Origin of the sequence: uncultured Roseivirga sp., assembly GCF_963973945.1 — a bacterium.
Lineage (GTDB): Bacteria > Bacteroidota > Bacteroidia > Cytophagales > Cyclobacteriaceae > Roseivirga.
Map to the genome: position 1 here is coordinate 223,090 of NZ_CAXBBV010000001.1, position 24,122 is coordinate 247,211.

Annotated in this window: 18 protein-coding genes; 10 read left to right on the forward strand and 8 right to left on the reverse strand. The window is 39.9% G+C overall.

Annotation, left to right across the window (positions count from 1 at the left end):
• Nucleotides 1-10 precede the first annotated feature (10 nt).
• The 6 genes from AAC026_RS01110 to AAC026_RS01135 all read right to left on the reverse strand — a co-directional run bounded on the left by AAC026_RS01110 (nt 11) and on the right by AAC026_RS01135 (nt 7,746).
• Nucleotides 11-820 (reverse strand): GIY-YIG nuclease family protein, encoded by an 810-nt coding sequence (locus AAC026_RS01110; protein ID WP_339694287.1) that lies wholly within the window; start codon nt 818-820, stop codon nt 11-13.
• A gap of 319 nt (nt 821-1,139) precedes the next feature.
• Entirely contained in the window at nt 1,140-2,063 is a 924-nt protein-coding gene (locus tag AAC026_RS01115) for a nucleotidyl transferase AbiEii/AbiGii toxin family protein (protein ID WP_339694289.1), read from the reverse strand.
• A gap of 62 nt (nt 2,064-2,125) precedes the next feature.
• Nucleotides 2,126-2,737 (reverse strand): DUF6088 family protein, encoded by a 612-nt coding sequence (locus AAC026_RS01120; protein WP_339694291.1) that lies wholly within the window; start codon nt 2,735-2,737, stop codon nt 2,126-2,128.
• 541 nt (nt 2,738-3,278) lie between these two features.
• Nucleotides 3,279-4,400, reverse strand: coding sequence for a hypothetical protein (locus AAC026_RS01125; protein WP_339694294.1), 1,122 nt, complete (start codon nt 4,398-4,400; stop codon nt 3,279-3,281).
• Nucleotides 4,401-4,482: 82 nt separating this feature from the next.
• Nucleotides 4,483-6,600 carry a methylmalonyl-CoA mutase gene (gene scpA, locus AAC026_RS01130; protein ID WP_339694296.1) on the reverse strand — a complete coding sequence of 706 codons (2,118 nt, stop codon included), beginning with the start codon at nt 6,598-6,600 and terminating at the stop codon, nt 4,483-4,485.
• 9 nt (nt 6,601-6,609) lie between these two features.
• Nucleotides 6,610-7,746, reverse strand: coding sequence for a methylmalonyl-CoA mutase family protein (locus tag AAC026_RS01135; RefSeq protein ID WP_339694299.1), 1,137 nt, complete (start codon nt 7,744-7,746; stop codon nt 6,610-6,612).
• A gap of 267 nt (nt 7,747-8,013) precedes the next feature.
• Between AAC026_RS01135 and dnaA the strand changes: the two genes are divergently transcribed.
• Nucleotides 8,014-9,429: a chromosomal replication initiator protein DnaA gene (dnaA, locus tag AAC026_RS01140; protein WP_339694302.1), complete on the forward strand. Its 1,416-nt coding sequence runs from the start codon at nt 8,014-8,016 to the stop codon at nt 9,427-9,429.
• Nucleotides 9,430-9,472: 43 nt separating this feature from the next.
• On the opposite strand, the gene AAC026_RS01145 is transcribed toward dnaA, so the two are convergent.
• A complete protein-coding gene (locus AAC026_RS01145) occupies nt 9,473-10,957 on the reverse strand; it encodes a trypsin-like peptidase domain-containing protein (protein WP_339694305.1) in 1,485 nt (494 codons plus the stop codon).
• Nucleotides 10,958-11,174: 217 nt separating this feature from the next.
• Between AAC026_RS01145 and AAC026_RS01150 the strand changes: the two genes are divergently transcribed.
• From AAC026_RS01150 to AAC026_RS01175, 6 genes are all read left to right on the forward strand, one after another.
• Nucleotides 11,175-12,671: a GH3 auxin-responsive promoter family protein gene (locus AAC026_RS01150; RefSeq protein ID WP_339694308.1), complete on the forward strand. Its 1,497-nt coding sequence runs from the start codon at nt 11,175-11,177 to the stop codon at nt 12,669-12,671.
• A gap of 11 nt (nt 12,672-12,682) precedes the next feature.
• A complete protein-coding gene (locus AAC026_RS01155) occupies nt 12,683-13,846 on the forward strand; it encodes a 1-deoxy-D-xylulose-5-phosphate reductoisomerase (RefSeq protein ID WP_339694311.1) in 1,164 nt (387 codons plus the stop codon).
• Nucleotides 13,847-13,849: 3 nt separating this feature from the next.
• Nucleotides 13,850-15,157: an RIP metalloprotease RseP gene (gene rseP, locus AAC026_RS01160; RefSeq protein WP_339694314.1), complete on the forward strand. Its 1,308-nt coding sequence runs from the start codon at nt 13,850-13,852 to the stop codon at nt 15,155-15,157.
• A gap of 205 nt (nt 15,158-15,362) precedes the next feature.
• Entirely contained in the window at nt 15,363-15,944 is a 582-nt protein-coding gene (locus tag AAC026_RS01165; protein ID WP_339694317.1) for a hypothetical protein, read from the forward strand.
• A gap of 207 nt (nt 15,945-16,151) precedes the next feature.
• A complete protein-coding gene (locus tag AAC026_RS01170; protein ID WP_339694319.1) occupies nt 16,152-16,409 on the forward strand; it encodes a DUF6364 family protein in 258 nt (85 codons plus the stop codon).
• Nucleotides 16,406-16,831, forward strand: coding sequence for a PIN domain-containing protein (locus AAC026_RS01175; RefSeq protein WP_339607499.1), 426 nt, complete (start codon nt 16,406-16,408; stop codon nt 16,829-16,831). The genes AAC026_RS01170 and AAC026_RS01175 overlap by 4 nt, the downstream gene beginning before the upstream one ends.
• Before the next feature lie 97 nt (nt 16,832-16,928).
• On the opposite strand, the gene AAC026_RS01180 is transcribed toward AAC026_RS01175, so the two are convergent.
• Entirely contained in the window at nt 16,929-18,911 is a 1,983-nt protein-coding gene (locus AAC026_RS01180; RefSeq protein ID WP_339694322.1) for an OmpA family protein, read from the reverse strand.
• Nucleotides 18,912-19,077: 166 nt separating this feature from the next.
• Between AAC026_RS01180 and lon the strand changes: the two genes are divergently transcribed.
• The 3 genes from lon to hslU are packed head-to-tail and all read left to right on the forward strand — an operon-like array spanning nt 19,078 to nt 24,023.
• Nucleotides 19,078-21,543 carry an endopeptidase La gene (gene lon, locus AAC026_RS01185; protein ID WP_339694324.1) on the forward strand — a complete coding sequence of 822 codons (2,466 nt, stop codon included), beginning with the start codon at nt 19,078-19,080 and terminating at the stop codon, nt 21,541-21,543.
• A gap of 58 nt (nt 21,544-21,601) precedes the next feature.
• On the forward strand, nt 21,602-22,633 hold the full coding sequence (gene porQ / locus AAC026_RS01190; RefSeq protein WP_339694326.1) for a type IX secretion system protein PorQ: 1,032 nt from the start codon (nt 21,602-21,604) through the stop codon (nt 22,631-22,633).
• A gap of 1 nt (nt 22,634) precedes the next feature.
• The gene (gene hslU, locus AAC026_RS01195) at nt 22,635-24,023 is read left to right on the forward strand and encodes an ATP-dependent protease ATPase subunit HslU (RefSeq protein ID WP_339694329.1); all 1,389 of its coding nucleotides are present in this window, start codon (nt 22,635-22,637) and stop codon (nt 24,021-24,023) included.
• The last annotated feature ends 99 nt before the right edge of the window (nt 24,024-24,122 follow it).

Consider the following 24,122-nt stretch of genomic DNA (forward strand, 5'->3'; position numbering starts at 1 on the left):
TTTTTATTTTTTATCCTACAGCAATTTCACGACATTTCTTTCGGTCTTCTCGTAATTCACTTAATCGAAGTGGATTGCTTTTGTCGTTTAGCAGAGGGCAGTATTCTTTTATCAATTCATCTTCAATTGAAAAATCGCCTTCTACTTCTTTAATTACAAATTCCGTATTTTTAAGAAGCCAACTTGTAATCGAATTGGTGTCGGAAGGTGAAAACTTGTAATTTTTCTGATTGATTTTTCCTTTTAAGTGTCCGGGAACAGGTTTATAATTCAATACAGCTCCTATGCTTCTGAAAAATGTTCCTGGACTAGTATGGTAAATTTCTTGATTCAATCTGTCACGAAGAGATTGACCTTGTGCTATACCGATATATATGATTTTGTGACTTCTTTGGTCTAAAATGGTTTGGTATCTGACAGGAAGCTTTGCACCTTTTTTAAGCTTTATTAAGTACAGTCCCGTTTTGCTCAATGTTGAGTCGTTTAAATCATTGAAATTCTGAAATTTCGATTTGTCTATTGAGCCAAATTTTACTTTCGGTTGAGGCGTTTTGGTTTTTAGAGCAACCTTTTGGATTGTCGACTTTGGATTAATTTCATTTGTCGTACCATCAATTATTTTAATCAGTTTATTCCGCACAAGTTCTTCTAAGTCAGAAACGTGGTATCCTTTTTTTGAGGAGAAGTCCGAATAATAAAACCCTATTTTTCTGATTTTATCGCGAATCCTTTTTTGCTCACTTCTGTCAGCTAAGACCTTTTTTGAAATGAGTTTTTTTAATTCAGCATATTCACTTTTAGTAAATGTCGTCTTTCTCATTTTTTAATTTGTGCCAACGTTATGTATCGGTCACATTTATGACCGTTATATCTCTTATTTTAAATGTTATGACCGTTAGCAACCCAATATAGGCTGCTAAACGCACCTTTTAGCAAGTAATAAGTTTAGTGAAATTAAATATAAAACAGTAGTATTGGTGGGTTATTTAGCATTTAAAAATCCACTAAGCTGAAGTCAGGCAGCTTTATAAAACACTCGATCCTGTGTGATTATTTATCCGCAAGGTTGCTTCACTGAGCAGGTTGGCAACGCTTGCAGCAGAGCTGTTGTTAGAATACTTTTTTATGATCTTCTGACATTAGTCTACTTTTAAATTCTTGTTTATATCATCCAAGAGCACCTCAAAGTCTTTTGAAGTGCCATGGATCATATTGTTCTGCATTTCTCTATAATCTGATTTGAAATTTTTCAACTGCGCTTCAGGAGGGGTAATGTTGAGCGTTTTTAAACTTAATGTTTCGTAATCGGTTGTTTTTACAGGGGTCAATACTTTGCGATGTTCTATAATACTTTTGAAAAGCTCCTTGTCTTGCAAAGCATCTAAGCCGTATTCAGAATCCAGTATTCGTCCTATATCATAAAAATGGCGAGACATTCTCAGGTGTCGAATCTTATCTGCTGGTTTCTGAAATTCTTCGTGCAATAGAATCAGTTTTTCTAAGAACGTCTTTTGTGGGTTAGTCGCTTGGACTTCAAAGTTGGTCTCTGTGAAGTCCATTTCCGGATATTGCTGATCAATAAGAGAGTTGATTTTAACCTCTTGAAAAGGTTCACGAAGTGATCTTGCACTCACTTCGATCAATACTCTTTTTGGTAGATAGGAGACTTCTTCGAAAACAGATTTATAATTCACCTCTATCGTTTCAGGATCTTGATCCGAAATCTTGTCGTTTTCTATGACCAAGTCATACAAGCGGTCGTCAATCCCATAGTTATTGAGTTCATTGGTAAGAATGGTCGTTAATTTTTCAGAAACAAAGGTGTGGCAAGCTCTTCTGAGCTTTCTGATTTCACCTTTAGTTAATTCACCCTCGAAGCCTAAGTAAGAGCGATCTATGCTTAAATCAATGTCTTCGGAAAATCGCTGAATGAGATTGAACGCTTTGCTTAATGAAGTTCCACCTTTGAAGATAAAATGGGATGCTAATTCAGAGTTGAAAATCATGCGAAGCATCAGCGTTACCCAAGCATCTTTTTCAATTGCTTGAGGGGGAAGATTCATGCTAACCCCGACTTGAGTGAACAACTCAACTTGTTCTTCTTTTGATAAGGTTAGCCAGTTGTTCATTTGGTCACGATGAATTTTCGCATCCAAACAGGAGCATTAAACAAGTTTTTATAGATTAATTCTCGCTCTTGGCTATCGTTAATAATCTTCTGAATTTTTTCAATTTGTTCTTCTGATACATTTTTTTCTCCAATAGCTTTGAGTGCTTGTATAATCAAGTTGCTCAATCGATGATCGATACTGAGGTTTTTGGGATTCGTTTTTTTGAATTGAATGGTTTGGTTACCCACCTCAATTTGTCGGGCAGAGCCGTCTGTTAGATAAACTACTTTTAAAGGCATTTGAGTCGAAAGCCCAAGTTTGTTGAGAGCCGTTATTCCCGTTGGGATAATTCGAGCTTTATCACGCTTGGCAATTGCTTCAGCTATTTGTTCTGCATGAGGATAGACGATACCAAATCTTTCATGTTTTTTTGGTAAGAAATAAATCCCTTTAGCAATTCGACCAATTTCGTCTTCGGTTGTCAGTCGCTGTAAAGACTTTCTTACTGCTTCATAAGAACCCAATTCCGTGAAGTCAGCGATAAAGAAGATATCCCCGCTTTTAAACTTCTTTTTTATGATCTCTAAATCCAGCATTGTCCCAAAAATGATTAAAAATTGGGACAAGTCAATATTCTTTCTAGGATATTTTGTCCCGAAAATAGATAAAAATTGGGACTATTGTAGAATGATAATGTTTCAGATATAAGGTGTGGGGGAAGATTTTAGCACTTTTGGTTTTTTAGAGATGGATGTTATCGTTGGCAAAACCAAATGTGCTTAAATGTGTAGTGGGTTTTCGCTTACCGCATGGCATACAACTTTATGTATAGGTCACATTTATAACCAGCACCCCAATACGGTGTGCTAAACGCACCTTTTAACAGGCAATAAGTTTAGTGAAGTTAAATATAAAACAGTAGTATTGGTGGGTTATTTAGCATTTAAAAATCCACAAAGCTGAAGTTAGGCGGCTTTATAAAACGCTCGATCCTTTGTAGTTATTCGTCCGCAAGATTGCTTCACCGAGCAGGTTGGTAATGCTTACGCCAGTGCTTTCACCGGTAGCAGAAGTCTAAGGCGAAGGAGCATAACGGTTCATTTGAATTATGCACCTGCTAAGGCGTCAGGAGCGGTTTATAGTACACACAAAAAGAGCCAGCCGCTACTAAATCGCAAGTTCGTAAGTGATGTGCTTTTTTCCTGGCACTGCGCCTAATGCTTTATGAATAGCAATCATTTTATCATTGAAATCGCCTACCCAAGAGAGTTCCCCTTCTACATACTGACTTTTCATGGCGCCTTCGAAACATTTGTAAACTAAAACGGATTCCAGCCCCATATTTTGAAATTTAGGGTGAGTGCCCATGGCCCAAACTCTAAGCCTCGTAATCGTCTTTCTTTTCTTTAGAAGAACAAAACGAAGTTTGTTCAAAAGATTGAGTTTACCCTTAAAGTGTTTCAATATTTGGTTCACATCTGGCAGCACCAAAACGAAACTGGCAGGTTGTCCATCCACGTAAGCAAACCAAATGTAGTTGGGGTCGTAAAACGGCTTTACTTTTTTGAAAGTCTCTTTTACATATTCCTTTTTTATGGGCGTAAAGTTTTCGTGACTTGCCCAAGCCGCATTATAAATGGCCATAAAATCTTCGGCACATTCATCAAATCGATCGGCATTTAAAGGTCTTAAAGTAAGGTTGGGCTTTTTTGAAATGGCATATTTGGCAATTTTCACAAAGCGCTCTGGTAAACCGTCTGTTATGTTCAAATGGTTGGTAAGCTGCTCCATCTTCTTTTTGAAACCATAGGATTCAAAAAAATCGCGGTAATGAGGTGGGTTATATACCATTCCATTCGATGGATGTGTAAAGCCTTCTACCAAAAGCCCCCAAAAAGAATCATTTTCGCCAAAATTAATTGGCCCTTGAATCGTATTTACTTTACGCTCTACTAACCAAGCTTTGGCTATATCAAAAATTTTGAAGGCTATGGTTTTATCATTGATGCACTCAAAAAAGCCAATTCCTCCAATACGTTTATCTCCAAAATTGGCCTTGCTTTCGTTAATAAAAGCGGCAATTCTTCCTATCAAATTTCCTTGATCATCTTTGAAAACCCAACGGGTGGCTGCTCCATTTTGAAAGAACACATTTTCTTTTGGATCGAAAATATTGTTGATCTCTTGATCAAGTGGACATACCCAAACAGGATCGCTCTTATAAACAACTCTGGCTACCTCCAGAAAATCGTTAGCATCTTTTTTACTTTTAACCTCGATGATTTGCATTGACCTAAGCTTATCCCTGATTGTTACAAAGAAATCTGATATTTAGTTCTGGTTAAAATCTTTAACCGTTTTTTTCGGTACACTATTCTTCTATCAACTTAAGAAGAATTTCCTGAGCCGCCTTTGCAATTACGGTACCCGGACCAAAAATAGCCGCAGCTCCAGCCTCTCTCAGAAAATCGTAATCGGCTGGAGGAATTACGCCACCAGCGATTACCATAATGTCTTCACGCCCTAGACGTTTCAATTCAGCAATAAGTTGTGGAATTAAGGTTTTATGTCCTGCGGCCAAACTCGAAGCGCCAATCATATGCACATCGTTTTCGGCTGCTTGAAGTGCCGTTTCTTCTGGGGTTTGGAAAAGTGGTCCAATGTCTACGTCAAAGCCTAAATCGGCAAAGCTGGTAGCAATCACTTTGGCACCACGGTCGTGGCCATCTTGCCCCATTTTCGCTACCATAATTCGCGGTCTTCGACCGTCCATTTCGGCAAACTTATCGGCCAGTTCTCGGGCTTTTTTAAAGTCTTCGTTGTCTTTCACTTCGTTTGAATATACACCAGAAATTGATCTGATCACAGCTTTGTGTCTTCCAAAAACATTTTCCAATGCTGTAGAAATTTCCCCTAAAGAAGCCCTCAGCCTAGCAGCATCCACAGCAAGTTTGAGCAAATTGCCTTTGCCAGAACGAGCGGCATCTTCTAATGCTTTTAAGCTTGCTTCCACTTTTGCTGTATCTCTGTTGGCTTTCAAAACCGCCAGTCTTTCCAATTGCGATTTTCTTACCGAAGCATTATCAACTTCTAGTAAATCGAAATCTAAGGCTTCATCTACCTGATATTGATTTACACCAACAATAATGTCCTTGCCTGAATCAATTCGGGCTTGCTTACGGGCAGCGGCTTCTTCAATTTTCATTTTAGGAAGACCTTGCTCAATGGCTTTGGCCATTCCGCCTAGCTCCTCCACTTCTTCAATCAGTTCCCAAGCCTTTTTTACCAACTCTTCGGTAAGGTATTCTACATAATAGGAGCCGCCCCAAGGGTCTACCACTTTGGTAATGTCAGTTTCTTGCTGAAGGTAGATTTGAGTGTTTCTGGCGATTTTTGCAGAGAAGTCCGTAGGCAGGGCAATGGCCTCGTCTAAGGCATTTGTATGCAGCGATTGCGTATGACCAAGCGCAGCGGCCATGGCTTCCACACAAGTTCTAGTAACGTTATTGAAAGGATCTTGCTCTGTTAAACTCCAGCCCGAAGTTTGGCTGTGCGTTCTCAGTGCCATCGACTTTTCGTTCTTTGGGTTGAACTGTTTTACGATTTTTGCCCAAAGCAAGCGCCCTGCTCGCATTTTAGCAATTTCCATAAAATGGTTCATACCAATTCCCCAGAAAAAAGAAAGACGGGGGGCAAAGGTGTCAATATCCATTCCTGCGTTAATACCTGTGCGGATGTACTCTAAACCGTCTGCCAACGTATAAGCCAGCTCGATATGCGCTGGCGCACCGGCTTCGTGCATGTGGTAACCCGAAATACTGATGGAGTTAAATCGAGGCATATTTTTAGACGTATACTCGAAAATATCGCCAATGATTTTCATAGAAGGCAAGGGCGGATAGATATAGGTATTCCGCACCATAAACTCCTTCAGAATGTCATTCTGAATGGTTCCACTCAATTCTTCTTTTGCTACGCCTTGTTCTTCTGCAGCAGCAATATAAAAAGCCATAATGGGCAAAACCGCTCCGTTCATGGTCATTGAAACCGACATTTTATCGAGTGGAATTTGATCGAAAAGCAGCTTCATGTCCAAGATGGAATCAATGGCCACACCTGCTTTTCCCACATCGCCCACCACACGCGGATGATCGGAATCATAACCTCTGTGGGTTGCTAAATCGAAAGCCACAGACAGTCCCTTTTGCCCTGCTGCTAAATTTCTTCGGTAAAAAGCATTTGATTCTTCGGCAGTAGAAAATCCAGCGTATTGACGGATCGTCCAAGGGCGTTGGGTATACATTGAAGCATAAGGGCCTCGCAAGTAGGGAGGAATTCCCGCTTCAAATTTTAAATGCTCGGCATCTTTAATTTCGGAAAAGGAAATCGTTGAAGGCACTTCAATTCCTTCTGCTGTTTTCCAGCTTTCGGCAACTTTAGTCTGGGTACTTTCAGCCGAAATGTTGAGTGGTTTTAATGTCGGTCTCATAATTTCGGATTAAAGGGCTAAAGCATTAATGTCTGTTTCAGAAAGGTTTTTTAAACCTCCTTTTTCTTCAATTTCTTGAAGAATGGCCCAACTTTTCTCTACCAATTGGGCGGTCAGTGATTCTATATAATAAGAGCCAGCAGACGGATCGAGGGTTTTGTCCAAATAAGATTCGTCTTTAAGAATGGTAGAAATGTTTCTTGCTATGCGCTCGCCTTGGGCTGGATTTTTCGGAAACAAATGATGGAAAGGTTGAATAATCACAGCGTCTGTTCCTCCGATAATGGCTGTCATGGCTTCCGTTGTTGCGCGGAGCAGGTAATTATACTCATCCTTGGTAGGTTCTTTCCATTGGCCAGAGCTAGAGGAAATTTGAATATCGTTCAGTGCTAATTCAAAACCATACGAATTTGCGAGCTGAGCAACTAGAATCCTTAATGCGCGATGACGGGCGATCTCTAAAAAGTATGATTCACCTACATTGAGGTTAAACTGTAATTGCTTCAACCAAGCTTCAGCTTCTTCAACCGACTTGGTTTTATGATCAATAACATCAATGGTTTTTCCGAGAAGGATGGCCAAACCTAAGTTAGCATTTTCATGCTTTTCTTCTGAAAGAAAAAATCTGAAATTAGGCAGCTTACTTAATACTGGAGATTCATTGGAACGAATAAAACCTCTTGCTTCATTTTCATCAGCACCTTTTACTTTAACGTATGCTTCAAAAGAATTGAGTAGAGCTTCTGAATCGTTCTTTATCTCAAAGGCAATATGGCAGTAATCGAGAAGTATGTCTTTTAGGAGTATATCGAAGTTCGGAACTGATTTTAAACCAAACAGAATTCCTGTAGCACCCTGATTTAATGCCGAAAGCGCCTTTTCATTGGCTGTTTTTTCTGTCTCCACCTCAATCACTTGGTAATTGACCCAGTTTCTGATTCCCAAAGCTTCCGCCTGATGATTTGGGATTTGTAATTGAGGTAAAGAACTCGGCAAATCTTCTTCAGTGTAAAAAGGCTTGCCTTCAACACCAGCAATTTTCCAATTGAGCTCTTCAATAGGTTTGCCCTTCAGTTCTTTAATAATTTGGTTCTGCCAAGCCTTGGGCTCTGGCTTTTTAAAGTCATCGAAAAGTCTTTGCTCCATACTCCTTCAATTTAATGACACGAAAATAAGGGATTTCAAATCGCCATGCTGATTTAAAGTGAAATTCACCTCTATCAACTGTATATTGAAAACGCTTTGTGCCATTTAACAGGCACTGAGGCACATAGCTGACGGGGTACATTTTAACGGCTAAATTATTTTCGCCTCTCTTATGAATTCGCCTTTCATGTTCGTCTTATTTTTATCATTTTTGTCGTCCCCCAAAAATCACTTTGGGGTTTTTTATCCAATTTGCATAATCAATTGATGGTGAAAGATTGCGTATCGGTTTGGGAAGACTGTCTCCGATTTATTAGGAGTCAGGTTGGCGACCAAAGTTTCAAAACTTGGTTTGAACCTATAGCTCCGCTCAAGCTGCACGAAGGTATTCTTACAATTCAGGTACCTAGCCAGTTTTTTTACGAGTACCTAGAAGAACATTACGTTCAACTTTTAAGACAAGTAATTCATACTGAATTGGGGCCAAATGGTAGGCTTGAATATTCTGTAATTGTAGATAGTGGAAGTGCTCAGAATCAGGCTTACTCTGTAACTCTGCCAAATCAGACACCAAAAAACAAATGGGAGCAAGACAAACCTGCTAAAATACATAGCCCGTTTGACATGCCTTCGGTCGAGGATGAATTCAGACATTCTAACCTGAACCCAAACTACGATTTCGAAAATTATATTGAAGGGGACTGTAATCGTTTGGCAAGATCTGCGGGTATTGCAGTAGCCGAAAAGCCCGGTGTCACCTCTTTTAATCCATTGATGGTTTATGGCGGTGTTGGCTTGGGAAAAACCCACCTCATTCAATCTATTGGAAATAAAATTAGAAGAGACGATAAAAGGCATTTTGTGCTTTATGTGTCTTCCGAAAAGTTTACTACCCAGTTTACTGACGCAATTAAGAACAACAGCATCCAAAGCTTTACCAACTTCTACTTACAAGTAGATACTTTGATTATAGATGATGTGCAGTTCTTCTCGGGTAAAGAGAAAACTCAGGAAATGTTTTTCCATATTTTCAATCATCTGCACCAGAGCGGCAAGCAAATCATTATGTCGAGCGACAGACCTCCAAGAGATTTGAAAGGCTTGCAAGACAGGTTACTTTCTAGGTTTAAATGGGGGCTAACTGCCGATTTGCAGATGCCTGATTTTGAAACTCGAATTGCCATTATTTCTCGGAAAATGCAGTCTGACGGGATTTATATTCCTGAAGATGTGGTGGAATACTTGGCCTATAGCGTGGACACCAACGTGCGTGAACTGGAAGGTGTTTTAATCTCTTTGATTGCGCATGCTACGCTAAACAAAACAGAAATCAGTCTTGAGCTGGCAAAGCAAACGCTTAAAAACATTGTTCACGACATTGAGTCTGAGGTTGGAGTGGATTACATCCAAAAGTCGGTGGGTGAATACTTCCAAATTAGTGTGGAAGACTTAAAGGATAAAACTAGAAAGAAGGAAATAGTAATTGCAAGGCAGGTAGCGATGTACCTCTGCAAAGAATATACAAATCACTCCTTAAAATCTATTGGTTACCACTTTGGTGGCCGAGATCATTCTACCGTGATTCATGCGGTGCAATCTGTTAGCGATATGATTGAAATTGACGCTAAATTCTGCCATAGTATGGATGAGTTGAAAAAGAAGATGAGGATGAAATCAGTATAATAGAAAAGGGGCTTAAGCCCCTTTTTTAATTCTGTTTATCCCATTACTGAAACCTATACCTCAATGTATTCTGCTTTCCTTTGGCGTCAAGAATATCTATTTGTATTCTGCCGGAATAGCGCTCTAGGTAATTGGCAACAGCCGATGGGTCTCCAGCCCATCTTTGGTTAATCGCTACAATAATATCTCCTTCTTTAAGATCATTAAGCTTTCTCATAAAGCCTGTGTCTTTATTAATTTTAGTAATCTTAACTCCATACTTCAAGCCATTCTTTTCAAGCTCTACTTGAGTTAGCTTTCTCATTTCCGCTCCTAAAAAATCAGAGAAGTGAATATCGTCTTCGCTCAACCCAGATTGGCTATCCAAAATATCTGTATTTCCTAAAACATTCTCCAAGGTCAAGTATGTTTCGGCTACACGCTGATTTCTCCTATACTCTATAAGAACTTTATCTCCAGGTGACATATAAGTGAGTAACTCATCAAAAGTGGATTTGCTATTAATATGTCTTCCATTTAAAGTTAGAATCACATCACCGGCCTCAAGTCCTGCCCTATCTGCTGCACTTTCTCTTTTAATAGATTGTACGAACACTCCTTTTAAATCTTTCAGGTTCTCTCGTTTTGCTAATTCTTCATTGATTTCTGCCACATCGGCACCTGTATAAGCCTTCTGTACATACTTGTACTTCTTCAAATCTTCCACTGCTTTTACAACAATGTCGGAAGGCACAGCAAAACCATAACCTGCATAAGATCCTGTTCTGGAAATGATTGAAGAGTTAATCCCTACCAATTCGCCATCCGTATTTACCAAAGCTCCACCACTGTTTCCAGGGTTAATTGCCGCATCGGTTTGAATGTAAAGTTCTAAGGGAAAGTTCTCTCTTAGGGCTGCGGTTTCGCTACCAATTGCACTTACGATTCCGGCCGTTACGGTAGAGGTTAAGTTGAAAGGATTACCTACTGCCAATACCCAATCTCCAATTCTTACATCTGAGCTACTGCCAATTTCAATGGATGGTAAATTCTTTGCATCAATTTTCAATACCGCCAAATCGAGGTTTGGATCAGTACCTACAAGCGTTGCTCTATAGGTTCTTTTTTCATGCATTACCTCAATTTCATCGGCTCCTTTAATTACATGGTTATTGGTAATAATGTAGCCATCTTTTGAGTAAATCACTCCAGAACCAGAGCCAATGGCCACTTCAGAGCCTGCTCCTTCGCGCCCATAGATATAATCGAAGAAAGACATACTTCTTCTGTTGCGTTGTAGGTTTTTAATATAGACTACACTACGAATCGACTTATCTGCGGCAGTTCTAAAATCGGCCGGGGCTTCAAATGGTCTACTTGTTATTGCTTCACTCGATTTATCATTAGTGTAGCTTGCTTGCCTAAAGCTAGTTGGCACCTCTCTTATAACTTCATTTATTTGAGCAGGGCTCAAGTATTGTTGGAAAACAAAGGCTCCGGCCAATCCGGCCATAAAAGCCAGAAGAATAATCTTTGCTGCGCTTTTCATATCTGTATCCTAAATATTTATTTTATCTAAATTCAAAAATGTAAAAGAGGTTCACAAAAGTCATGTCAACTTTCATTTTACATTATTCAAACATACGTAACGCACATATTGTTGGTAATCTGTGCATTGTTAATTAAGGTTAAAAGCAAAAACAGATTCACTGAGATTCTTGGGTTTCGGTGTTTTCAGGATTCCAAAAAACATATCTTTGCCTCTTATGGGAATACGGTCAATATTTAGCAAGCCTTTGGCAGCCTACATGGCAGCGCAACAGCGCAAATGGTCTTTGAACCCTAGCGCCTCGCAAACCAAGGTTTTTCAGCAAAACATTAAAGCGGCCAGTAGTACCGTTTTTGGCAAAGACCATAATTTTGAAAAAATCAAAACTTATGATGATTTCAAAAAATACGTACCCATTCGTGACTACGAAGAGCTCAAGCCTTATATAGAGAAAATCCTTAATGGCGAATCGGACGTGCTTTGGCCAGGCAAGCCCGCTTACTTTGCAAAAACATCGGGCACTACTTCAGGCACCAAATACATTCCCATTACAAAAGACTCTATCCCCAACCACATTGGGAGCGCTAAAAATGCCTTGCTCAGTTATGTAGCCGAAACAGGAAAATCTAAGTTTTTAGATAACAAACTTATATTTCTTTCTGGCAGTCCAGAAACCTATAAAACTGCGGGAATCAATACAGGAAGACTTTCTGGAATTGTAAACCATCATGTACCAAGCTATTTGCGTGGCAATCAATTGCCGAGTTACGAAACCAATTGTATTGAAGATTGGGAACAAAAACTCGATGCCATTATTGACGAAACGCTTGATCAGCCTATGAGCTTGATTTCAGGCATTCCACCTTGGGTACAAATGTATTTCGACCGCATTCAAGCCAGAACTGGCAAGAAGATAAAAGACGTTTTCCCCAAGTTTGAGCTCTTCATTTATGGTGGGGTAAATTTTGAGCCTTACCGCCAAAAGCTGTTCGAAAGTATTGGAAAAGAAATTGACAGTATTGAGCTATACCCAGCTTCTGAAGGGTTTATTGCCTATCAGGACTCTCAAAAGGAAAAGGGTTTGTTGCTGCTGTTAAATAGTGGCATCTTCTTCGAGTTTGTTCCGGCAGATGAATACTTTGATGAAAACCCAACACGCCTTTCTATTGACGATGTAGAATTGGATAAAAACTACGCTCTCATAATCAATAACAACGCTGGGCTTTGGGGCTATTCTATTGGCGATACGGTAAAATTTGTATCGAAAGACCCGTATCGTATTGTGGTATCGGGCCGAATCAAACATTTTATCTCTGCCTTTGGCGAACACGTAATTGGCGAAGAAGTAGAAAAGGCCATGAAATACGCGGTTGAAAAGCAACCAGAAACTGAATTGGTAGAGTTTACAGTAGCTCCCAACGTAACTCCAGCTAGCGGTTTACCTCTGCACGAATGGTATGTTGAATTTGCCAAAGAACCATCTGATTTGGAGGCCTTTGAAAAAGACCTAAATTTGCAGCTTCGAAAACTGAATTCTTACTACGATGACTTAATTTCGGGTAGCATTCTAAAAAATCTGGAAGTAAAATCATTGTCGCGCGATGCTTTCAGAAATTACATGAAATCGCAGGGCAAGTTAGGTGGGCAAAATAAAGTACCTCGCCTTTCAAACGACCGTAAACTTGCAGATGCACTTTTACATTATCTGAAATAGTTAAGCATTACGTGGAAGAAATTAAGAAGAAGCACATTGCCATTTTGGGCTCAACCGGTTCTATTGGCACACAAGCCTTAGAGGTGATTCAAGCCAACCCAAACCGTTTTCAGGTAGAAGTGCTTACCGCGCAAAACAACTGCGATTTACTGATTCAGCAAGCCATTGCCTTCAAACCCAATGCGGTGGTTATTGGTAATGACGATTATTACGACAAAGTTTTTGATGCTCTAGATCGCCATGACATTAAGGTTTATGCTGGCGAAAATGCACTTTCTTCGGTAGTACAAATGGACAGCATTGATTTGGTACTTACTGCTTTGGTAGGTTATGCTGGGCTAAAGCCTACCATAAAAGCCATTGAAAGCGGAAAGCCAATTGCCTTGGCCAATAAAGAAACCATGGTAGTGGCGGGAGAACTGGTTACCGCATTGGCCGAACAATATGGAGTGAATATTTACCCCGTAGACTCCGAGCATTCGGCTATTTTCCAATGCTTGGTGGGAGAATTTCATAACCCAATCGAAAAAATCATACTTACTGCTTCTGGTGGTCCGTTCCGAGGAAAAGACATCAATTTCCTTAAAACAGTAACCAAAGAACAAGCCTTGAAACATCCCAACTGGGACATGGGCGCAAAAATTACAATCGATTCTGCTTCTTTAATGAACAAAGGGCTTGAGGTAATTGAAGCCAAGTGGCTCTTCAACCTAAAGCAAGAACAGATTGAAGTCATTGTGCATCCACAATCAATCATTCACTCGATTGTGCAGTTTGAGGATGGTAGTATGAAAGCACAAATGGGTTTGCCAGACATGAAGCTGCCCATTCAGTTTGCCATGACCTACCCAGAAAGAATCAAAACGGACTTTCCAAGGTTCGATTTCTTGAATTATCCTGCCCTTACTTTTGAGCAGGCCGATACAAAGACTTTCCGTAACTTGGCCCTGGCGTATGAAGCCCTTAAGCAAGGCGGAAACATGGCTTGTATATTAAATGCTGCCAATGAAGTGGCGGTAGAAAAATTTCTTAAGGATGAAATCAGCTTCTTAGGAATGTCCGATGTAGTTGAAGCTTGTATGCAAAAGGTATCCTTTGTTAAAAAGCCAACGTATGAGGACTATGTCTTTACAGACGAGGAGACGAGAAAAATAGCATTTGAACACATAATTTAATTAATGGAAACTATAGTACAGATTGCTCAGCTGTTGCTGGCCCTATCAATTTTGGTAGGAATTCACGAAGCAGGCCATATGCTTGCCGCTCGTTTTTTTGGAATGAAAGTGGAGAAATTCTTCATTGGCTTTCCTCCAAAAATATTCAGTTTCAAAAAAGGAGATACAGAATACGGTTTAGGTGCTATTCCTCTTGGTGGCTTTGTTAAAATATCTGGGATGATCGATGAATCCATGGATAAAGAGCAAATGAAACAAGAGCCACAACCATGGGAATTTCGTTCTAAACCAGCTTGGCAGCGCTTAATCGTAATGTTGGGAGGTATTATCGTGAATGTAATTGCAGGTATTATTGCCTTTGTAATTCTTACTTACAATCAGGGAGAAGCTTATATTCCAGCCAAACTTTCAAAAGAATACGGTGTAGTTGCTGGTGAAATTGCCCAAGAAGTAGGCTTCCAAACTGGCGACAAGGTAATCAAGGTAAATGGTACTGATTACGACCGTTTTGGTGACATCACCAGTGGTGAAACACTACTTACTACCGATGGTTACTGGACAGTAGAGCGTAGCGGACAGCAGCTTGATATTCCAATCCCAAAAGGCTTTTTGAATAACCTGAGCGATGAAGAATTTCACGACAAGTTCTTAGAGCCAAGACAGCTTTCAATGGTAGGTGGCTTTCAAAAAGGCTTTGATATTCCATTAAAAGAAGGAGATAAAATCTTAAAAGCCAATGGCGTTGAAGTTCAGTATTACGACCAACTGAGGTCTGAAATGGAAAACTATGCGGGTCAAAATGTTGCTTTTTTAATCGATAGAAATGGTCAGGAAATGACTGTAGATATTGATGTTAATGAAGATAAGCAAATAGGTATTGCATTGCCATCGCCTTTAGAAGTAAATGAATATACTTTAGCAGAAGCCATTCCAAGAGGCACTTCAAAAGCATTTGGCGCTGTAATTCTTAACGCCAAGGCCATGGGCAAAATGTTCAAGTTCAATGGCGAAATGTCTGCCAGAAATATGAGTGGGCCAATTGGTATTGTAAACATGTTCCCTAAAACTTGGGACTGGAATGCATTCTGGGGAATCACAGGCTTTATTTCTATGGTATTAGCCTTTATGAACTTATTACCAATTCCAGCATTGGATGGTGGACACGTAATGTTCTTGCTTTTCGAAATGGTATCGGGCAAAGCGCCTTCAGATCAATTTCTTGAAAACGCCCAAAAAGTAGGTATGGCCATTCTCCTTTTACTAATGGTATTTGTATTCGGAAATGATATTCTAAAGCTTTTCGGAATTTAGAACAGAAGCAAAAATTTTAAATAAGGAAGATACCTCACAAGGGTATCTTTTTTTGTTTTTACGAGTGAGGTAAAAGTGATAAATTATTGTGGCGCATGATTATAGCCAGTGTGGCAGCAATAAAATTCAATATATTTATGGCTAACAGTCATATTCGTGGCTGTTAGCCAACATCATAGCTCATAGAATCACAGGTCGAAAATCAATGAAAATAATAAACAAAATATTATTACTTACCCTGACTTTTATTTCTATAAATGTTAATGGTCAAGACAGAAATCAGGATTCAATCTTAGTTGCAGAAACTGTCTATGATTTTTTCGAATGGTATATCTATTCAAACAAATATGAAAACAATGAAGAAAATAGACCTGTTTTCAGAATTAATTCAAGCGATACTGCTCAGTTAGATCTAACAAAGTATTTAGCGAATTTGACCAAATATAAGTTCTCAGAGACTTTGTTAAATAAAGAAAGATTGGCTTACAAAGCCTGCGAGGATAATCTTAATAAAATGACAAAAGAGAAGTTCTTAAGCTTTGATGACATTTTTGAGTATGAAAATATTGGATGCGATTTTGACAACTCCTACAAATGGATTGGAGGTCAGGAGTTATGTGATGGAATCAAAATAAACAGGCAAATTTTTATAGATAATACATCACGCCAAGTAGAGATTGAATACTACAGTATTAACGGAGAGGAAAAATCATTTTGGAGAAACAGCATAGTTATATCGCTGATTAAAGTTAAAAATGAATGGATAATCACTGACGTTGACATTTAAATTACTTTGCGCAGTCTCGATTGTATAGAGGATGCCACACCAAGTCACTTTCAAACCGATAACTGACTGAGCAAACTCTCATACTTTTAGGGCTTTCAATCCGCACTCATCATTCTTAAGTCGCCACCAACAACCAAATCCTCCGCTAAAGCGTTTTTATAATACGTCTAATATATTTATATTTGTACGTATAATAAAAGGATTGCTATGGATACAAAATTGACTTTAAAGCTTGACAAACAAGTGATTGACAAAGCAAAGGCATATGCTTCATCTCAAAAGAGAAGTCTCTCTCGCCTGATTGAATCCTACTTAAAAACATTAATTGATAAGGAAGACGCCTCTTCACAAGACAATATTAAGATATCTCCCTTTGTGAAAAGCATGCAAACAGGAGTTAAAATACCTGCCGATTTAGATTATAAAAAAGACTACGGTGACCACCTTGCAGAGAAGTACAAATGAAAGACAGACTATTTCTCGACACCAATATAGTGATTGATTTATTGGGTGAACGTGCACCTTTTTACGAATCTGCGGCAAAAATTGCAACACTTGCAGACAAAGGGAAAGTACAGATTATCGTCTCTGCTTTAACCTACTCCACAGTGTATTACCTTCTCTCTAGGTATGAGAACAATGAGCTTGTAAAAGAGAAGATAAGGAAACTTAAAGTCATTGCCGAAACTTCAGATTTAACGGACAAAATTATCGACCAAGGACTTTCGTCAAAATTCGCTGACTTTGAAGATGCTTTACAATACTATTCCGCAGTAAAAACAGAGTGCAATTTACTCATTACTCGAAATGGGAAAGATTTTAAAGTATCAGAAATTCCCGTTTTGACTCCAGATGAATATTTGAAGAGCAGAAAAATAAAACCTTAGAAAATGAATTTAGAAGCTCAGAAAACAATCAATTTAAAAGCAGTTCAAATCTTCTAGCCAAATACAAATTATTCGAAATTACTTGGCCTAGAAGAAACTAATTCCCACCCTCCTGCGCCTCTCTATAGATTTCAAACTCTACCCTGCGGTTGACTGCGCGGTCTTCATCCGTTTTTTCTTCTTTAACAATGGGGCGTTGGCTTCCGTAGCCAATGGCATTAATGCGTTGACTATCAACTCCCCCATCTACAATCCAGTTTTTTATCGATTGGGCCCTTTGTTGAGAAAGGGCAAGATTTAAAACTGCATCGCCACTAGAATCGGTATGGCCAGATACATTGAGTTTGAATGACGGATGATCAATTAAAAAATCTACCACTTTCTTTAGGTCACCTTCCATGTCTGGAAGAATGTCTGATTTACCATTTTCAAACTCTAAAGAGGCAAATTCAATTTTACTGGCCACACGTTCTACAATACCCTCATATTCAGTATCGCCATCCAGAAAAAACATTTTCTCTAATCGGAAGAAGTCATCTCCTTGAATCACCACCAAATAATTTCTTTGGTTGATCAAGTCAAATTCAAAAGTACCGTCTTCTCTGGCGAATTTTGGTGCTACTTCCACACCCTCATCCAAATCGATGATTGAGACCACCATATTTTGAGGGATTTTTCCTGTTACGCTCTGTATTCGTCCCATAAATCGGGTAGTGGCCAAAGGTTGCCCACCCATGGGCAATGGAAAAGAAAAAAGGTCCAGATTTTTCATGCTCTTTTCCTCTGAACGAGAATAAAAAATATCTTTAGAAGCCTTATCAATTGTAAAGTAAAACTCTGTTCCAGGTCCGTTCACCAAAGGCCCAATATTGATCGGTTCAGAAAAATTAATTCCTTCTTTATAGGCTTTATAGATGTCGTAATCGCCAAAATTCAACAAGTGACCATTGCTGCTAAAGTAGAGCACATTGTGTTCTGGATGATAAAAAGGACTAACTTCGTTCTGGCGCGTATTTACAATTGGCCCTAGGTTTTGTGGCTGAGCCCATTTGTTTTGCTGGTTCTTATAAGTGTAGTACAAATCTGCCAAGCCAAAGCCACCTTGGCGATCAGATGAAAAGTAGAGGGTATCTTCCGTGGGCGAAAGCGTAGGGTGCGAGTCCCAACCTTTTGAGTTAATCAACTGCCCCATGTTTTTAGGTTCCGTCCAAATGGTGTCACCCTGAAAAACAGAAGTGTACAAATCGCAATTGCCAAAGCTATCGGGTGCATCGCAGCGTGAAAAGAAAATGGTATTTCCATCCTTGGTCATTGCAGCCGAACCTTCATTGTATTTGCTGTTGATTGCTTCAAAAGGCTTAGCTTCGCCCCAACCATTTTCGGTATTCTGGGCTATAAAAATATCTTCATTACTAATTACTTTAATGCCTTCATTGTGTGCATTTCTTTTGGAAGTAAGTAGTAGAATTTCATCGCCTTTGGCTACGCTTGGCGCATAATCCTCCATTAAAGAATTGATTTTATTTCCCATAGTAGTAAGCACACCGCGCGGAGGTATAAGCGTGTCCACCTGTCTGCGATACTCCACTAGTTCATAGTAATACTCTAACGGAACATAATATTCCATTTTATTGGGATTGATGGAATCATACCGCGCTAGTACATCTTCAATTGGGAGCCCTCTTCTATGGTGCTTCAAAACAAGGCTGTAAAGAGGCCGAGCCTGATCTACTGTACCAAAAACTTCCGTCAGCTTCGCAAGCCGCCATAAATAGTAGGTTTGATACGCAAAATTCTGAATACCGAAATTAGATACATATTCCTTCAGTTCAGGGTAAAGTTCCTTCCAGTTCTTCTCCCTATCTAGCTTATCAATCCTTTTAAGTTGCTTATCGTTGGTGTAAAGACCAACCTTGTTTATATTTCTAAAAATGATATCCGTAACCTCCACAGATACCGAATCAGAATTCAATTCTACAAGCTCAGCTTTCTTATTGTCTTTCTTTTTTTTGAAAAACTGTCCATGTACTGTAGAGGTACAGCATAACAGTACGACCGCAATGAGGAATATCGGTCTCATCTTTTTCAAGTGCTCTGGTCTCTTTGGAGTGAAAGATGCATCAAATTACGTGTTTTTCGCCACAATTAAAAAACGGTTCATGACACATTGCCGTTTGGCACACGGCTTGCAATTTAGGTCGTCCAAATTTATTTAAGCACAAACGTGTCATTCTGGCACTTTATATATGAAAATTAATAACCAAATGTTCGGATCTATCATGGCTGGTGACATCGATGACGATGAAGCTGGAGACCTTATTCAGGTAATTGGTGGGGAAGATGAGGACGAATTAAATGAGGATAATCAACCAGAAGAGTTGCCAATTTTAGCGGTTCGAAACACGGTGTTATTTCCAGGCGTACTGATTCCAATAACGGTTGGTCGTCAAAAGTCTATAAAAGTAGTTAAGAACGCTTATAAGGGAAATCGCCTTGTAGGTGTGCTTACACAAGAAAATCCAAAAATAGACGACCCCGCCCAAAAAGACCTTTTCAGGGTAGGAACAGCCGCCAAAATTGTGAAAATGTTGGTTTTGCCTGATGGAAACACTACCATTATTATTCAAGGTAAAAGTAGGTTTGAGGTAGAAGAATATACAGCCGATGCCCCTTACATGAAGGCCAAGGTCAAATACCTTAGTGAGAACTTCCCAAAAAGACTGAGCAAAGAGGTTAAAGCAATCCTTCAGTCGGTTAGAGATGCGGCCAATAAAATCATGTCGCTCAATCCTGAAATTCCAAAAGAGGCACAAGTAGCCTTAGACAACATAGACAAAACGAGTTTCCTGATCCATTTCCTTTGCAGCAACATTAACACTGAAGCCAAGGAAAAGCAGAAGCTTTTAGAGATCAACGATGGTATTGAAAGGGCTACGGCTCTACTTCAATACATGTTGAAAGAAGTACAGCTGCTTGAACTCAAGCACGAAATTCACAGCAGAGTTCATTCAGATATTGACCAGCAGCAGCGCGATTATTTCTTGCGTCAACAAATGAAAGTGTTGCAAGATGAATTGGGAGAAGATGGCCCAGAGCGTGAAGTTGAAGCACTTCGTAAAAAAGGAGAAAGCAAGGTATGGCCCGAAAAGGTTGGCACGCATTTCAACAAAGAATTAGATAAAATTCTTCGCATGAACCCTATGGCAGCGGAATACCCAATTGCCATGAACTATGCAGAATTAATGACCGACCTACCTTGGGGCGACTATTCTGACGATAATTTAGACCTAAAGAGAGCAAAGAAGATTCTTGACAAAGATCACTTTGGTTTGGAAAAGGTCAAAGATAGAATTCTAGAGTACTTGGCTGTACTCAAATTAAAGAACGATTTAAAAGGCCCAATTCTTTGTTTATATGGCCCTCCGGGAGTAGGTAAAACCTCATTGGGAAAAAGCATAGCCAAAGCATTGAACCGTCAGTATGTCAGGATGTCGTTGGGAGGTGTTCACGATGAAGCTGAAATCAGAGGTCACCGTAAAACCTATGTAGGCGCTATGCCGGGTAAAGTGATTCAAAACATCAAGAAATCGAAAACTTCGAACCCAGTATTTGTGCTGGACGAAATAGATAAGGTAAACTCCAACTTCCGTGGCGATCCATCTTCAGCCTTGCTAGAGGTGCTTGACCCCGAACAAAATGCGGAATTTACGGACAACTACTTAGAGGTGGAATACGACCTTTCTAAGGTGTTATTTGTGGCCACAGCCAACTCTTTGGACACCATTCAGCCAGCTTTGCGCGATAGAATGGAGATCATTGAAGTGTCGGGCTATACGGTAGAAGAAAAAATGGAGATTGCCAAAAGACACCTTGTTCCGAAACAAAAAGAGGAACATGGCTTAAAATCTACGGACCTGGTTTTCGATAAAAAATCGCTTCAGAAAATTGTGGATGAGTACACTCGCGAATCGGGTGTTCGAAGTCTGGAAAGAAAAATTGGTTCGGTAGTACGAAGTGCTGCTAAATCAATTGCTTTAGAAGAAGAATACCCTAAAAAGGTGACGGCTGAGTTTATCGAAAAAGTACTTGGCGGCCCTGTTTTCGATAAAGAAACTTACGATAACAACGATTTAGCTGGTGTAGTTACGGGCTTGGCTTGGACCTCAGTTGGCGGTGAAATTCTTTTCATCGAAACTAATTTGAGTCGAGGTAAAGGCAAGTTGACACTTTCAGGTCAGTTGGGTGATGTAATGAAAGAATCAGCCATGGCTGCACTTTCTTATCTAAAATCAGAAGCGCACAAGTATAATATCGACTACCGAGTTTTCGATAAATACGATTTGCATATTCACGTGCCTGCTGGTGCTGTACCAAAGGATGGTCCTTCTGCAGGTATCACTATGCTCACTGCCATTACCTCGGTATTTACGCAACGCAAAGTGAAGAACAAATTGGCAATGACAGGCGAAATCACATTACGTGGTAGAGTGCTGCCGGTAGGTGGAATCAAGGAAAAAATTCTTGCTGCACGAAGAGCAGGCATTAAGGAATTGATTCTGAGCAAAAAGAATGAAAAAGACATTCTAGAAATTGACGAACGATATACCAAAGGCCTTAGCATTCATTATGTTGAAACAGCCGAAGAGGTATTGGCAATGGCATTGATGAAACAAAAAGTAAGCGATGCCATTGAATTAGTAGTAGAAGACTAAAATTCAAACTATTTTCAGGGGAAGAACTTCAATTCTTCCCTGTTTAAATTTCAGAGTATTGAAGCAAACCGTCCGTCTTGTTTTGGTTGTTGGGCTTTTTATCCCTCAGCTTCTCAGTGCCCAGTTAGGCGGGCAGCGGGCTTTTGAATTTCTAAACCTCCCGAATAGTGCTCGCCAAGCAGCTTTAGGGGGTGTAAACCTTACCTCTGGCTGGAATGACCCTGGCATGTTGGCTTCCAATCCAGCATTACTAAATAGCGATTGGCACAACCAATTGGTAATAGACAGACTGGGCTATTTTGCCGACATCGCTCAAACATCCGTTTCCTATGCCCGAAACATTGAAAAAGCTGGGCTTTGGGCGGCCAATCTTACTTACCTGAACTACGGCACCATCGAAAGCTACGATGAAAATGGTTTTCTGAATGGCGATTTCAGAGCGTCCGAATTCGTTTTTGGCTTAAGCCATTCCATGGCTTTTGGCCCTTTTCAAGCGGGTTCTACATTGAAAATTGCTGCTTCCGATTTAGGTTCTTATAAAGCTTCTGCATTGCTCTTCGATTTTGGAGGTACCTTCAAACATCCAGAAAAAGATTTGACTGTGGGCCTAGCCGTGAAAAACTTAGGAGTTCTATTGAGCGACTATACGGAAGACAATCAAAGCGAATTACCTTTAGATGTTCAGTTAGGGGTAACCTACAAACCAGAATTTATGCCCTTTCGGTTTTCGCTTACAGCTCGAAATTTAAATCGCTCCGATGTGGTTTTTTTCGACCCAAAAGGAAATACACTCGTTGGTGCTACAGAAAAGGAACCGGGCTTTAGTGAGGAAGTGTTTCGAAGATTGGTTTTCGGTACGGAATTACTCTTGAGCGACAATTTTCAATTGCGCTTTGGGTATAACCATTTATTAAGAAAAGAGCTTAAACAAGAAGCCACTTCGGGAGGCGCAGGATTTTCATTTGGGCTGATGTTTAAAGTAAAAAGATTTGAATTTTCTTATGCCAGAGCACTTTATCACTCGGCAGGAGGAAGCAACACCATACAATTGACCACCAATTTGAGTGGGATCGTAAAGAAAAAAAACTAAGATGTTAGACGCGAAATATTTAACCCCAAGGCAAATTGTTGCCGAATTAGATAAATACATTATTGGCCAAGCAGACGCCAAGAAAAACGTGGCCATTGCCCTTCGAAATCGTTGGAGAAGAATGCATGTGAAGCCAGAGATGCAGCGCGAAATTGCTCCAAACAATATTCTTATGATTGGAGCAACAGGTGTGGGTAAAACGGAAATTGCCCGAAGACTGGCCAAAATTGCGGATGCTCCTTTCACTAAAGTGGAAGCTTCTAAATTTACGGAAGTGGGTTACGTTGGCCGAGATGTAGAAAGCATGGTGCGCGACTTGGTAGAACAGTCTGTCAACTTGGTGCGCCAGTCCAAAAAAGAAGAAGTAAAAGGCAGGGCCGAACAGGCGGTTGAAGATGTAATTCTTGACGCACTCATTCCCCCAATCAAAAATACACGCCCTTCGGCTACTGTGGTTGAAAATGGAGAGGAACCCGATAAAATGTCGGATGCGGAATTAAATGAAAGAACCCGTGAACGTTTCCGTGAAAAAATTCGCTCTGGCGAAATCGATGACCGCAAAATAGAAATCAGTATTACCTCTTCTGGCGGTGGTATGGGCATGGTAGGTGGCGGCATGGACGAGGTTTCCATGATGAACCTTCAGGACATGTTGAGCAATGTGATGCCCAAGAAATCGAAAAAGCGCAAGGTGACCATTGGCGAAGCAAAAAAGCTGCTTTTAGATGAAGAAAGCGCCAAGCTGATCGATATGGATGAAGTGAAAGAAGAGGCCATTCGCAAAGCTGAAAATACGGGCATCATCTTTATCGATGAAATTGATAAAGTAGCTGGTAGTTCTAAAAAAGGCGGTGGCGGACCTGATGTAAGTCGTGAAGGTGTACAACGCGATCTTTTACCCATTGTGGAAGGCAGTTCTGTAAACACCAAGCACGGCATTATCAATACCGACCATATTCTATTTATTGCTGCGGGTGCTTTCCATGTAGCGAAACCTTCAGATTTGATTCCTGAATTGCAGGGTCGTTTCCCTATCCGTGTGGAATTGAACAGCCTTACAAGAGATGACTTCTACCGCATTTTGAAAGAGCCAAAAAATGCACTTACAAAGCAGTATGAAGCTTTAATGAATTCTGAAGATGTATCTTTAGAGTTTACTGATGAGTCCTTATTGGAATTGGCAGATATTTCTTTCAAGGTAAACGAAGAAGTAGAAAATATTGGCGCCAGACGTTTGTATACCGTGATGAGCAAATTGCTCAACGATATTCTTTTCGATATTCCAGAGAAAATTCCGAACAATGCGAAGGTGGTCGTAACCAAAGAATTGGTGCAAGAAAGACTCGCTGGCTTGGTACAAAGCAAAGACTTGAGCGAGTTTATGCTGTAATGCTTGAATATAAACTTTCCAAAAGTTATTGATTAAACAGTCTGCTAACGAATATCTTACCCATATTCAATGAGTAAAACTTTTGGAAAGTTCAGAGAT

Excerpts from the sequence above, each read along its gene's own strand:
- hslU (WP_339694329.1), top strand. The coding sequence starts at position 22,635 with ATGTTAGACGCGAAATATTTAACCCCAAGGCAAATTGTTGCCGAATTA.
- dnaA (WP_339694302.1), top strand. The coding sequence starts at position 8,014 with ATGGTGAAAGATTGCGTATCGGTTTGGGAAGACTGTCTCCGATTTATT.
- AAC026_RS01180 (WP_339694322.1), bottom strand. The coding sequence starts at position 18,911 with ATGAGACCGATATTCCTCATTGCGGTCGTACTGTTATGCTGTACCTCT.
- AAC026_RS01145 (WP_339694305.1), bottom strand. The coding sequence starts at position 10,957 with ATGAAAAGCGCAGCAAAGATTATTCTTCTGGCTTTTATGGCCGGATTG.
- scpA (WP_339694296.1), bottom strand. The coding sequence starts at position 6,600 with ATGAGACCGACATTAAAACCACTCAACATTTCGGCTGAAAGTACCCAG.
- AAC026_RS01125 (WP_339694294.1), bottom strand. The coding sequence starts at position 4,400 with ATGCAAATCATCGAGGTTAAAAGTAAAAAAGATGCTAACGATTTTCTG.
- AAC026_RS01135 (WP_339694299.1), bottom strand. The coding sequence starts at position 7,746 with ATGGAGCAAAGACTTTTCGATGACTTTAAAAAGCCAGAGCCCAAGGCT.
- AAC026_RS01110 (WP_339694287.1), bottom strand. The coding sequence starts at position 820 with ATGAGAAAGACGACATTTACTAAAAGTGAATATGCTGAATTAAAAAAA.
- AAC026_RS01115 (WP_339694289.1), bottom strand. The coding sequence starts at position 2,063 with ATGAATCTTCCCCCTCAAGCAATTGAAAAAGATGCTTGGGTAACGCTG.
- AAC026_RS01150 (WP_339694308.1), top strand. The coding sequence starts at position 11,175 with ATGGGAATACGGTCAATATTTAGCAAGCCTTTGGCAGCCTACATGGCA.
- AAC026_RS01170 (WP_339694319.1), top strand. The coding sequence starts at position 16,152 with ATGGATACAAAATTGACTTTAAAGCTTGACAAACAAGTGATTGACAAA.
- lon (WP_339694324.1), top strand. The coding sequence starts at position 19,078 with ATGAAAATTAATAACCAAATGTTCGGATCTATCATGGCTGGTGACATC.
- AAC026_RS01165 (WP_339694317.1), top strand. The coding sequence starts at position 15,363 with ATGAAAATAATAAACAAAATATTATTACTTACCCTGACTTTTATTTCT.
- rseP (WP_339694314.1), top strand. The coding sequence starts at position 13,850 with ATGGAAACTATAGTACAGATTGCTCAGCTGTTGCTGGCCCTATCAATT.
- AAC026_RS01175 (WP_339607499.1), top strand. The coding sequence starts at position 16,406 with ATGAAAGACAGACTATTTCTCGACACCAATATAGTGATTGATTTATTG.